The sequence below is a fragment of the Leisingera aquaemixtae genome, assembly GCF_019801145.1.
Classification (GTDB): Bacteria; Pseudomonadota; Alphaproteobacteria; order Rhodobacterales; family Rhodobacteraceae; genus Leisingera; species Leisingera aquaemixtae_A.
Map to the genome: position 1 here is coordinate 580,769 of NZ_JAHVJQ010000002.1, position 12,083 is coordinate 592,851.

Sequence of the window (12,083 nt, forward strand, 5' to 3'; positions counted from 1 at the left end):
TCTGGCGGCAGATGCAATGAATTTCCGACTGAAATACTCGGAAAGTTTGCCGCACCGGGGGTGTTGCCTGGGCGCGGAAGGTTCCGGCCTGGCAGGCGCGTGGAATTCGCGGCCCCAAACGCAAAAAAACCGCATCGGATGATGCGGTTTTCTGCATGTCGCTGGATCGGATCTTAGCCCTGGCGCGCTTTGAACTTGCGCTGGGTCTTGTTGATCACGTAAACGCGGCCTTTGCGGCGCACAACCCGGCAATCGCGGTGCCGGTTCTTCAGCGAGCGGAGCGAGTTCTTGACCTTCATGGTCTCTCTCCTTGTCTGCGGCGCGAACCAGCGCCTGGGTTAGCGGGTGCCTTGGCCGTGGCCAGGGCAGTGAATGGAATGGTGGGCGATACAAGGATCGAACTTGTGACCCCTTCGATGTCAACGAAGTGCTCTACCGCTGAGCTAATCGCCCACTCTGGCCTGCGCGCCGTTCCTGCCCCTCAGAAGTGAAAGGGGCGCGGGGTGCCGCGCCGGTGAGGGGGTCTATAAATAGAGTCGCCGGCGGGTGCAAGAGCTTTTGACCGCAGAAATTTCCGCGATATGCTGTTTCTTGCAAAAGAAGCACCGGAGCAAGGATGCCTGATACAGCGTTTTCCGTGATTTCCCCGCAGAAACTGGCTTCGGCAGTGGTTTTTGCCTCTCCGCACAGCGGCACGGACTATACCGATTCCTTTCTGGCACAGTCGATTCTGGGGCGGCAGGAGATCCGCAGCTCGGAAGATGCCTTTGTCGACTTGCTGTTTCAGGCGGCGCCGGAGTTCGGCGCGCCGCTGCTGAAGGCCTTGAAGCCGCGCGCCTATCTGGATTTGAACCGTTCGCCCGACGAACTGGATCCGGCGGTGATCGAAGGGGTGCAGCGGCGCGGCCAGAATCCGCGGGTGGCCTCCGGCCTGGGGGTGATTCCGCGGGTGGTCGCAAATGGCAGGGCCATTTACAGCGGCAAGCTGCCGCTGGCGGAGGCGGAGCAGCGGATCCACGCCTGCTGGCACCCTTACCACAAAGCTCTGAAGGGGCTGCTGGAGCAGGCGCACCACCAGTTCGGCCAGGCGATTCTGGTGGATTGCCATTCGATGCCGCATGAGGCGGTGGACGCGATGGCCCCCCGGGGCGCGGGCAAGCCGGAGATTGTTCTGGGCGACCGGTTCGGGGCGGCGGCCGACAGCGGCGTGGTCGACCGGATCGAAGCGGCTTTTGCCGCCGCCGGGCTGAAGGTGGCGCGCAACACGCCCTTTGCCGGTGCTTATATCGCCCAGACCTATGGCCGCCCGTCACGGCGCCAGCACGCGGTGCAGATCGAGATCGACCGGGCGCTCTATATGGACGAGGCCAATGTCCGGCCCAATGCAAATTTCGAGGCGCTGCGGAAGCTGCTGCGCCAGGTGGTGGCGGAAATCGCCGTTATCGGCCAGGAGGAACTGCCGCTGGCGGCGGAATAGCCGCCGCCTGCGCATCAGCGCAAGGCGCGGCCCTTCAGGATCGCGCTTTCCCCGAATCTCTTGCGGATGGCATCGGTGGCGCGTTCTGCCTCTGCCCGTTTGCCGGCCTGCGGGTCCAAGAGGTCGCCGCTGTCATCGGCCTGCGACTCGGGCACCAGGTCTGAAATCCCGCAGCCCAACAGCCGGTAAGGGCCCTCGTTGCCGACCTGATCCAGCAGGCTGCGGGCGGTGCGGTAGATGCGGTCGGCAATCTGGGTCGGGCTGCGCAGGGTAACGCGGCGGGTCAGCGCCGAATGGTTGGCGCGTTTCAGCTTGAGCGTCACCACCCGCCCGGCCAGCTCCCGCGCCTTTGCCCGGTCGGAGACCTTCTCTGCCAGCCGCCACAAGTGGCCGTCGAGCACCTCCAGGCAGGCGGTGTCTTCAAAGAACGTGGTTTCGTTGGAGATCGACTTGATCGGGGCATGGGCCGAGACCCGGCGCCGGTCCTGGCCGCGGGCCAGATGCCACAACCGGTCACCCATGGAGCTGAAGCGGCTGTGCAGGGCCTCGCGGTCCCAGCGCAGCAGGTCTGAGAAGGTGCGGATGCCGGCCTTGTCGAGGCTGGCTTGTGCCGCCGGGCCGATGCCCCAGATCAGCCGCACCGGTTTCTCGCGCAGGAAATCGTCCGTCTCCGCCTTGCCGATCACCGAAAACCCGCGCGGCTTGTCCAGGTCGGAGGCGACCTTGGCCAGGAACTTGTTGTGGGAAAGACCGATGGAGCCGGTGACGCCCAGTTCGTTCTTCATCCGCTTGACCAGCCGCGCCAGCATCACCGCGGGCGGCGCGCCATGCAGCTTTTCGGTGCCGGTGAGATCCATGAAGGCCTCATCCAGAGACAGCGGCTCTACGTCCGGTGTCAGCTCGTTCATCATCTTGCGGATCTCGCGGCTGACCTCGACGTAGACGCTCATCCGCGGTTTGATGACAACTGCATCCGGACAGAGCTTCAGCGCCTGAAACATCGGCATGGCCGATCGCACCCCGCGGACGCGTGCAATGTAGCAGGCGGTGGAGACAACCCCGCGCTTGCCGCCGCCGATGATCACCGGCTTGGTGGCGAGCTCAGGGTTGTCGCGTTTTTCGACGCTGGCATAGAAGGCGTCGCAATCCATGTGGGCAATGCCGAGGGAAAACAGCTCCTCATGCGCCTTGATCCGCGGGCTGCCGCAATGGGGGCAGCGCCGGGCGGGGGCAATCTGGCTCAGGCAGTCTCGGCAAAGGGCATGCATGGGGAGGCGGCGGGCTATGGTTGCGGGTAGGCAAGTTTAACTTGGAGCGGAAGCCTTGTCTTTAGCGCGCCGGGTGGCCAAGTGACAGATCATGACATCTGCAGGCGAGGATTTTGCCGGCGCCAAGCTGGCGGTGTTTCTGGGGCAGGACCTGCTTGTCATCCAGCGGGATGACAAGCCGGATATTCCCTATCCCGGGCATTGGGACCTGCCGGGCGGCGGGCGGGAGGGGCTGGAAAGCCCTGAAGACTGCGCGCTGCGCGAGACGCAGGAAGAGGTCGGGCTGGTGCTGAAGCCGGATGTGCTGATCTGGTCCCGGGCGTACCAGCGGCCGCACGGGCGGGTCTGGTTCTTTGCCGCGCATCTGCCGGCGGCGGCTGCGGGGGAGATCCGGTTCGGCAACGAAGGGCAGGGCTGGGCCCTGATGGCGCCTGAGGCCTATTGCACACACCAATTGGCGGTGCCGCATTTTGCGGACCGGCTGCGGGAATATCTTATGGCGCGGCCTGTGTGGTAGTGGGCTGAAAAGAAAGATCCCCCGCAGGTATGCGGGGGGGAAGGTGACGGGTCTCAGGAAGAAAAGCCCGTCTGGGGAGTGTCTCAATTTGAGAATCTCCTACATGGCGCTGTTTCGCAAAGTTTGCGGGGCTTGGCATTGGCTGCGGGTTTTGCGGGTGTGCTTTTTGAGGCACAGGACGATTTGGCGCAGAAAAGGTTTCTGCGGCGGGTTTCGTCAGCGAAAAGAGCGGCTTGACGTTGCGTCAATGGTGGGCAGCGGAGCAGCGGGCCGGAAAATGGTGCACCTGCCGTACATTTTTCTTTCTGCTTAAATTTTGGGCAGAAGCGAAGTTGTACTGATTATGGGACTTTCGGGGCCGCTGTCTTTTCCGTTTCCGGCAGTGTCCGGGGTTTACGCTTTTATCCCGGCCAGCTCTGCCAGGATGGCCTCAGCTGCGGCGCGGGGGCTGTCTGCTTTCCAGATCGGGCGGCCCACGACGATGTGGTCGGCACCGTCTGCAATGGCGCTGGCCGGGGTGGCGACGCGTTTCTGGTCGCCGAGATCGGCGCCGGCGGGGCGCACGCCCGGGGTGACAATCAGTTTGCCTTCTGCCTCGGGCAAGGCGCGGATCAGCGCCGCTTCCTGAGGGCTGGCGATGACGCCGTCGGCGCCAGCAGCAAAGGCATTGCCTGCGCGCTCCAGCACAAGATCCTGCACCGCGCCCTGCTTGATCAGCGCGCCGTCCAGATCCTGGCGGTCCAGCGAGGTGAGGATGGTGACGGCGAGGATCTTGAGGTCCTTGCCCGCGGCGCCCTCCTTGGCCGCGCGCACCACATAAGGGTCGCCATGCACGGTGAGGAAGTCGAGGTCGAACTGCGCCAGACCGCGCACCGCGCTTTCCACAGTGGCGCCGATGTCGAAAAGCTTCATGTCCAGGAAGATACGCTTGCCGTGCTCCTGCTTCAGCTCATTGGCCAGCGCCAGACCGCCGCCGGTGAGCATGCCGAGGCCGATCTTGTAGAAGGCGACCGCATCACCCAGCTGCTCGGCGAGCTTCAGGCCCGCCAGCGCATTGGGGACATCCATGGCAACAATCAGGCGGTCGTCGGCGCGCGGGGCTTGGGTCATGGCGGGGTCCTCTTGTGGCGGGTTCGGCGTGAAACTGGCGTTTCATACGCAAGGGGCCGCGGTTCGGCAAGGCGCAGCGGGGCGCTCCCGCAACTGAAGCTGCCCCTGTGGGGCAGATTGCCGTTTTGGGCCCGGCGCCGCGCAGGCGCGCGGCGCGGCTGCGCCCGGAACTGCGGTCAGGGGGTAAAGTTGACGCAGGTCAGGGATTTGCTCACCTTTTCCGCGCAGAATGGGTTGAAGCGGCGGGATCGCTTCCCAAATTGAACTTTGAGGCCCGGACCGGGGCGTGCCGCCTAGCGGGCGCTGCCAAAAACAGGGCGCTTGATAAAGGAGAGCAAGATGGACTTGAACAAGTTCACGGAGCGTGCACGGGGTTTCGTGCAGGCGGCGCAGACCATTGCGATGCGCGAGGGGCACCAGCGGCTGGTGCCGGAGCATATTCTGAAAGCTTTGATGGACGACGATCAGGGGCTGGCGAGCAACCTGATTTCCCGCGCGGGCGGAGCGCCTGCGCGTGTCGTGGAGGCCGTCGAGGCCGCAGTTGCCAAACTGCCCAAGGTGAGCGGCGATGCAGCCCAAATCTATTTGGACGGGCAGACCGCCAAGGTGCTGGATGAGGCCGCCAAGATTGCCGAGAAGGCGGGCGACAGCTTTGTGCCGGTCGAGCGTCTGCTGATGGCGCTTTGCATGGTGAAGTCCAAGGCCAAGGACGCGCTGGAGGCCGGTGCAGTTTCCGCGCAGAAGCTGAATGAGGCGATCAACGACATCCGCAAGGGGCGGACGGCGGACACGGCAACTGCCGAGGAAGGCTATGACGCGCTGAAGAAATACGCCCGCGATCTGACCGAGGCAGCGCGTGAGGGCAAGATCGACCCGATCATCGGTCGCGACGAGGAAATCCGCCGCTCGATGCAGGTGCTGTCGCGCCGGACCAAGAACAACCCGGTGCTGATCGGTGAGCCGGGCGTGGGTAAGACCGCAATTGCCGAGGGCATGGCGCTGCGCATCATCAACGGCGATGTGCCGGAGAGCTTGCGCGACAAGAAGCTGTTGTCGCTGGACATGGGGGCGCTGATCGCCGGTGCGAAATACCGCGGTGAATTCGAGGAGCGCCTGAAAGCAGTGCTCACCGAAGTGACCGAGGCGGCAGGCGAGATCATCCTGTTCATCGACGAGATGCACACGCTTGTCGGTGCCGGCAAATCCGACGGCGCGATGGATGCGGCCAACCTGATCAAACCGGCGCTGGCCCGCGGAGAGCTTCACTGCGTCGGTGCGACCACGCTGGATGAATACCGCAAATACGTGGAGAAGGACGCAGCCCTTGCCCGCCGGTTCCAGCCGGTGATGGTGACGGAGCCGACGGTGGAGGACACCGTGTCGATCCTGCGCGGCATCAAGGAAAAATATGAGCTGCACCACGGCGTGCGCATTGCCGATGCGGCGCTGGTGGCGGCGGCAACGCTGTCGAACCGCTATATCACCGACCGCTTCCTGCCGGACAAGGCAATCGACCTGATGGATGAGGCGGCCAGCCGCCTGCGGATGCAGGTGGACAGCAAACCTGAAGAGCTGGATGCGCTTGATCGGCAAATCTTGCAGATGCAGATCGAGGAAGAGGCGCTCAAGCTGGAAGACGATGCCGCCTCCAAGGACCGGCTAACGACGCTGCAGAAGGAACTGGCTGAGCTGCAGGAACAGTCCGCCGAGATGACCGCCCAGTGGCAGTCGGAGCGGGACAAGCTGGCCTCGGCCCGCGATCTGAAAGAGCAACTGGACCGTGCCCGCGCGGAGCTCGACATTGCCAAGCGGGAGGGCAACCTCGCCAAGGCAGGGGAGCTTTCCTATGGCGTCATTCCGGGGCTGGAGAAGCAGCTGGCGGATGCCGAGAAGAAGGAAGAGCAGGGGCTGATGGTCGAGGAGGCCGTGCGGCCAGAGCAGATCGCAGCCGTTGTCGAGCGCTGGACCGGTATCCCGACCTCCAAGATGCTGGAGGGTGAGCGCGAGAAGCTCTTGCGCATGGAAGATGAGCTGCACCGCCGGGTGATCGGCCAGAACGCCGCCGTCACTGCGGTGGCCAATGCGGTGCGCCGGGCGCGCGCGGGTCTGAACGATGAGAACCGGCCGCTGGGCTCTTTCCTGTTCCTCGGTCCGACCGGCGTCGGCAAGACCGAGCTGACCAAGGCGGTGGCAAGCTTCCTGTTCGACGACGAGCACGCGATGGTGCGCATCGACATGTCGGAGTATATGGAAAAGCATTCTGTCGCCCGCCTGATCGGCGCGCCTCCGGGCTATGTCGGCTATGACGAGGGCGGGGCGCTGACCGAAGCGGTGCGCCGCCGGCCCTACCAGGTGGTGCTGTTTGACGAGGTCGAAAAGGCGCATCCGGATGTGTTCAACGTCCTGCTGCAGGTGCTGGATGACGGCGTGCTGACCGACGGCCAGGGCCGCACAGTGGACTTCAAGCAGACGCTGATCGTGCTGACCTCCAACCTCGGTGCGCAGGCGCTGAGCCAGCTGCCGGAAGGCGCTGATGCGTCCGACGCGCGGCGTGATGTGATGGATGCGGTCCGGGCGCATTTCCGGCCCGAGTTCCTGAACCGTCTGGATGAGACCATCATATTCGACCGGCTGGCCCGGGCCGATATGGACGGCATTGTCGAGATCCAGCTGGCGCGGCTGCTTAAGCGGCTCGCAGGCCGCAAGATCGCGCTGGAGCTGGATGAGGCCGCCAAGACCTGGCTGGCGGACGAGGGCTATGACCCGGTGTTCGGCGCCCGGCCGCTGAAACGGGTGATCCAGCGTGCGCTGCAGAACCCGCTGGCCGAAGCCCTGCTGGGCGGCGAGATCAAGGACGGCGATACCGTTCCGGTCTCGGCCGGCAGCGACGGGCTGGTCATCGGTGACCGGCTGGGGACATCGGACCGGCCCCGGCCCGATGATGCCGTGGTGCATTGAAGGTAGAGAATGAAGAAGGCCCGCCAGAGATGGCGGGCCTTCTTGCCCCCTAAGGGTAAAACCTCAGCAATAAGGTGAGCGCTGTGGCCGGAGAGTCATCTCTGTCACGCAGGCAGTGTTCGGCAGGGAAACTGCTGTTGCAATCATCTCCGAGATGTCGCCGAGCTGTATCATGAGTGAACGGTCCTTGCCGGCGTCATTCACCGCTTCCGTATTTACGAAGCCTGGATGCACCAAGGTGACCCGAACGCCGTCCTCCCTGACGTCTTCAAACAGGGCTTTGGCAAAACCGGCTTGGGCATGCCGCAGGGCGCAATGAATGGCGTGGTTTTTCCATCCCAGCCAGGAAGTCGGACCGCATATGTATACATAGGCGCCCTGTGATTTAGTGATGGCCGGGAGCAGATGGGCTGTAAGCCTGATAGTGGCGCGCAAAACCTGATCAATGGATTGGTCCCAGTCGGCGAACCGGTCCGTCGAGACCGTGCCGTAGGTGAACTTGGCCGCGCAGTGCACCAGCGCGTCCAGGCTGTTCCCCGACGCAGCCCAAGCGGCCAAGGCTGCAACCTCGTCCATATTGCCCATCTCGGCAGTAAAGAGAGCGCCGGTGCCGCCGGCCTCGCGGACCATGGCAAGCGTTTCTTCCAGCGCGTCCTGCCGCCGCCCGTGAGCGAGAATATTCCAGCCTTCTGATGCGAGCCTGACAGCGGTGCCGCGCCCAATTCCGCTGGAAGCGCCGGTGATGAGTGCGGTTTTTGCCATATCCGTGCCCTCCTGATTGCTTGGCGGCAGGATAACATGAAAAAAACCGGGCAGCTTCAGCCGTGGCATTGGGAGATTGCCAGAGGCACTTTAGGTTCGCGGCTGGCTGCAGGAGGCGCCTGCCTCAGAGCCGGGTGCTGGCCCTCTGCTTGCAGTTTTGACCTAAGAGGCGGCTTCACACGAGAAAGGACGTGGCCCTGAATAGCCTGCTCGCACTGGTTGGCGTTTTTTTGTCGGCTCTGCTGCGCGTTTTGTGGCGGCGCTGGAAAGCGCTAGACTGGACGCAGTTCATTGTATGAGCCCGGACAACATGATCCACCTGGGGCGCAGAACGGCCTTTGCCGCATTTCTCCTCGTGCTGCTGTGCGGCGCGCTGGCGGCCTATGTGCTGGACGGGCAGGCGCGCCCGTTGGAGGACATGGTTGCCTGGCTGCGCAGCACGGGCGCCTGGGCTCCGCTGGCGGTGATCGTTCTAATGGTGGTGCATTCTTTTGTGCCGTTTCCGGCGGAAATCCTGGCGCTGTGCGCCGGGGCGATCTTTGGCACGCTGCTGGGGGCGGCGCTAATCTGGGCCGGGGCGATGCTGGGGGCGCTGGTGGCCTTTTGGCTGGCGCGCCGGCTGGGGCAGGAGACGGTCCGGGCCTGGCTGAGCGAGGCGCAGGCGCGGCAGCTGGATGCCTGGACCGAAGAGCGGGGCGCGCTGACGCTTCTGGCCGCGCGCCTGATCCCGGTGATTGCCTTTAACCTGATCAACTACGCCGCAGGGCTGACCCGGGTCCGCCTTTTGACCTTTGTATGGACCACGGCGCTGGGCATCCTGCCAGTGACGCTGCTGTGCACTTGGTTCGGGGCGCAGATGCTGGTTATGGACTGGCCGGTGCTGGCGGCGGTTTCAGCCGGGTTGCTGATTGTCTTGTTCGCCATGCACCGGCTGGCGCGGCCGTGGATCTGATGCCGGGACAAGCGGTGCAGAGCCGCGCGGGGAGTTAGCTTCCCGCCGCCGCTTCCTTGGCCATCCGGCGCTCGTATTTGCGGCGCAGAACCTTCAGCCGCGGTTCCCAGTCATAACGGGGATCCTCGGTGGTGGCCGACCAGTAGAGCTTGCCGCCGTAGCGCCAGGGGTCGAGCACGATGCCCTCGTAAATGCCGTCGCCCTTGGCCGCGATCACCGCGGTCGAGTGGTCGATGCGGAAATCGCTTTTCGGCTCGGCGATGGCCCGCAGCATGGACAGTGTCCGGAAGTTTTCCTGATTGAGGCGCGCTTCCATGTCCTCGGCATAATGCACGCAGACGCCGCGGTCCTTCACACCGCTGTTCACCAGCGTGTTGTGGATGATCGGCGAGGTGGTGACATCATATTGCTCGGCCAGCTGCGCAGAGTAGCTGTAGGCGATCTCTGCCGCGCGGCGGGCCTCCCCCGGGTCGACCTCAGGGCCCATGGACTGCAGAGCGAGGGATAGCGCCTCGACATCATTCCTGGTGGCAGTGGGGGCGGCGGTGCAGCCAGCCAGTGCGGCGGCGGCCAGCATCATCAGGGACGCAAAAAAGGATTTCATCATGGTCTGCCCGAAGCGGTTTTGATTTCCAGCCAGCATAATGAATTTGCGTGCGGGGTGCAGCGGGGAATTTTCCGGCGCTGGGGAGTCTCCGGCCGGCATGTCGGGGATGCCTTCACATTCGCGTCAGGAGGGGCGCCTGCCGACGGATTTTCGCGGATACTGGCAGGGCTTGCAACGTTACATGCCTCTCGCGCAGTCGTGACAGGATATGTTTTGGGTTTTGCGCGCGGGACCGTTACCTGAACAGGGACCCGCAATATCAGGAGACGCAGATGGCGCGCCGCTGGACAAATGATCTGACCCTTGCCGATGCCACCCCGGAGGCGGCGTTCTGGAATCGGCGCCAAATCATGGCGGGTCTGGCGGGTTCAGGGCTTACTGCGGCGCTGGGCGGCCGGGCGCGGGCAGACGAAGGGCTTGAGCCCAACAGCTGGGAAGAGGTGACCAGCTACTGCAACTTCTACGAATTCGGCACCGGCAAAAGCGATCCCGCCGCCTATGCCGGGCGGATGACCACGACGCCGTGGAGTGTCAGGATCGACGGTCTGGTGGACAGGCCGGGCGACTATTCCTTTGAGCAGATCCTGGGGGAGATGACACTGGAGGAGCGCATCTACCGCTTCCGCTGTGTCGAGGCCTGGTCGATGGTGGTGCCCTGGCAGGGGTTTGAGCTGGCCGATCTGCTGGATCTCGCAGGCGTGCAGAGCGGGGCCGAATATGTGGGCTTCGAAACCCTCTACCGCCCGTCGGAGATGCCCGGCACCGCCTATAAGGTGCTCGACTGGCCCTACCGCGAAGGCCTGCGCCTGGATGAGGCGATGCATCCGCTGACGATCATGGCCACCGGCATCTTCGGCAAGCCGCTGCCAAACCAAAACGGTGCGCCGCTGCGGCTGGTGGTGCCGTGGAAATACGGCTTCAAGTCGATCAAGTCGGTGGTGCGGATCACCCTGACAGACAAGGAGCCGCCCGCCAGCTGGAACATGGCCAATCCGCGCGAGTACGGTTTCTACAGCAATGTGAACCCCAATGTCTCGCACCCGCGCTGGAGCCAGGCCAGCGAGCGCCGCATCGGCGGCGGCTTGTTCGCCAAGCGGCAGCCGACGCTGATGTTCAACGGATACGGCCAGGAGGTCGCGCCGATGTACGACGGCATGGACCTGGCCGAGTACTTCTGAGGAGGCCTGCGGCATGGGACCGGTGAACCAGCTGCTCCGCCGCCTTCCAGTCTGGGCGGTCTACCTGGCCGGGATGCTGCCCGCACCCTGGCTGTTTTACCTGGGAGCAACCGGCGGCCTTGGGGTGGAGCCGATCAAGGCGCTGGAGCATGAATACGGGGAGTTGGCGCTGCAGCTGCTGATCCTGACGCTGGCCATATCCCCGCTGCGCCGGCTCGTTGGGCTGAACCTGATGAAGTTCCGCCGCGCCATCGGGCTCTTGTGCTCTTTCTATGTGCTTTGCCATCTGCTGGTCTGGCTGGTGCTGGACGTGCAGATCCCTGAACAGATCCTGGCGGATATTGCCAAGCGCCCCTACATCACCATCGGCATGGCGGCTTTTGTCCTGTTGCTGCCGCTGGCGCTGACCTCCAACAACCTTTCGGTCCGGCGCCTGGGGCGGGCCTGGCCGCGGCTGCACCGCCTGACCTACGCGGCTGCCGTGCTGGGCGCGGTGCATTTCGTGATGCTGGTGAAGGGGTTTCAGATCGAGCCGCTGATCTACCTGGGGCTGGTGCTGGGGCTGCTTGCCCTGCGCTTGCCGGCCTTCGGGCGTGTTGGGCGGAGGCACTCTCCAAAAATGTCCGGCCGGGCGTAGGCGCTGGCCGGCCGCATCCGCCTCCGAAAAGGCCAGCAGGCGTTGCTGGGCCTTCTGCGCTACCTCAGTGTTTCTGGCGCTTTGCGGTTCTGAGATTTCGATTCCTGCGTTTTGGTCTGTGGATATCCGGCTTGAGTCTGTGGGTAAGCTGTGTTGGCGGCTGTTGGGGGCTGGGGCGGGGTTTCTGGGGTCTGGGAAGCGGGTCAGTGTTTCTGACTTTGTTTTGGTGCAAGTTGTTGATTTTGTTTGATTTGCGATTTTTCTTTTCGGAATTCTGCGATTTTGTTGATTTTGGGGTTGCGGGTCCCCGGGGGTATCCGTAAAAGCCCCCTCACCGGCGGCGCTGAGGCGCCACGGAGACACACCGGACGGGACGGCGGCGACGCTGAACGGCACGGGAAACACGCTGGAGAGACGGCGGCATCTGAGGATTAAGCGAGGCGGGCGCGCCGGAAGATTGGCGCATCGGTCTGGTTTTTGGCCTTCGGGTGGCAGTTTTGCTCTTTGACATTGATGGATGACTGAAGAGATATGCGGGCGGTTTGGGTTCATTTCGATGGATCAGCCTACTGTATATCGCGCTCATAGGGTTTTGCCCGATGATTGAGTGTCAGCTT

General features: G+C 63.8%; 11 protein-coding genes and 1 tRNA gene. 6 read left to right on the top strand and 6 right to left on the bottom strand.

The annotated features are described in order from the left end of the window. Positions 1–173 precede the first annotated feature (173 nt). On the bottom strand, positions 174–299 hold the full coding sequence (gene ykgO / locus KUW17_RS07375) for a type B 50S ribosomal protein L36 (protein WP_005648635.1): 126 nt from the start codon (positions 297–299) through the stop codon (positions 174–176). A gap of 79 nt (positions 300–378) precedes the next feature. Next, positions 379–453, bottom strand: a tRNA-Val gene (locus KUW17_RS07380). A 163-nt stretch (positions 454–616) separates the two neighbouring features. Between KUW17_RS07380 and KUW17_RS07385 the strand changes: the two genes are divergently transcribed. After that, entirely contained in the window at positions 617–1,477 is an 861-nt protein-coding gene (locus KUW17_RS07385) for an N-formylglutamate amidohydrolase (RefSeq protein WP_222477461.1), read from the top strand. Positions 1,478–1,491: 14 nt separating this feature from the next. Here KUW17_RS07385 and KUW17_RS07390 read toward each other — a convergent pair whose 3' ends face one another. After that, positions 1,492–2,745 carry a DNA polymerase IV gene (locus KUW17_RS07390; protein ID WP_222477463.1) on the bottom strand — a complete coding sequence of 418 codons (1,254 nt, stop codon included), beginning with the start codon at positions 2,743–2,745 and terminating at the stop codon, positions 1,492–1,494. Between the two features lie 91 nt (positions 2,746–2,836). On the opposite strand from KUW17_RS07390, the gene KUW17_RS07395 reads away from it, so the two are divergent. Next, complete coding sequence (locus KUW17_RS07395) at positions 2,837–3,262, top strand: NUDIX hydrolase (protein WP_222477465.1); 426 nt, start codon at positions 2,837–2,839, stop codon at positions 3,260–3,262. A 393-nt stretch (positions 3,263–3,655) separates the two neighbouring features. Here the strand turns inward: KUW17_RS07395 and pyrF are convergent, their stop codons facing one another. Then, positions 3,656–4,372, bottom strand: a complete 717-nt coding sequence (pyrF, locus tag KUW17_RS07400) for an orotidine-5'-phosphate decarboxylase (RefSeq protein ID WP_222477467.1) — start codon at positions 4,370–4,372, stop codon at positions 3,656–3,658. 339 nt (positions 4,373–4,711) lie between these two features. Here pyrF and clpB point away from each other — a divergent pair, with 339 nt between their 5' ends. Continuing rightward, positions 4,712–7,330 (top strand): ATP-dependent chaperone ClpB, encoded by a 2,619-nt coding sequence (gene clpB / locus KUW17_RS07405; RefSeq protein WP_222477475.1) that lies wholly within the window; start codon positions 4,712–4,714, stop codon positions 7,328–7,330. Positions 7,331–7,393: 63 nt separating this feature from the next. On the opposite strand, the gene KUW17_RS07410 is transcribed toward clpB, so the two are convergent. Then, the gene (locus KUW17_RS07410; protein WP_222477477.1) at positions 7,394–8,161 is read right to left on the bottom strand and encodes an SDR family oxidoreductase; all 768 of its coding nucleotides are present in this window, start codon (positions 8,159–8,161) and stop codon (positions 7,394–7,396) included. Positions 8,162–8,387: 226 nt separating this feature from the next. Here KUW17_RS07410 and KUW17_RS07415 point away from each other — a divergent pair, with 226 nt between their 5' ends. Continuing rightward, the gene (locus tag KUW17_RS07415; RefSeq protein WP_222477479.1) at positions 8,388–9,044 is read left to right on the top strand and encodes a TVP38/TMEM64 family protein; all 657 of its coding nucleotides are present in this window, start codon (positions 8,388–8,390) and stop codon (positions 9,042–9,044) included. A 34-nt stretch (positions 9,045–9,078) separates the two neighbouring features. Here KUW17_RS07415 and KUW17_RS07420 read toward each other — a convergent pair whose 3' ends face one another. After that, a complete protein-coding gene (locus KUW17_RS07420; RefSeq protein WP_222477486.1) occupies positions 9,079–9,648 on the bottom strand; it encodes a hypothetical protein in 570 nt (189 codons plus the stop codon). A 275-nt stretch (positions 9,649–9,923) separates the two neighbouring features. On the opposite strand from KUW17_RS07420, the gene msrP reads away from it, so the two are divergent. Further along, on the top strand, positions 9,924–10,829 hold the full coding sequence (gene msrP, locus KUW17_RS07425) for a protein-methionine-sulfoxide reductase catalytic subunit MsrP (RefSeq protein WP_222477500.1): 906 nt from the start codon (positions 9,924–9,926) through the stop codon (positions 10,827–10,829). A 13-nt stretch (positions 10,830–10,842) separates the two neighbouring features. After that, positions 10,843–11,466, top strand: coding sequence for a protein-methionine-sulfoxide reductase heme-binding subunit MsrQ (gene msrQ / locus KUW17_RS07430; protein ID WP_222477503.1), 624 nt, complete (start codon positions 10,843–10,845; stop codon positions 11,464–11,466). The last annotated feature ends 617 nt before the right edge of the window (positions 11,467–12,083 follow it).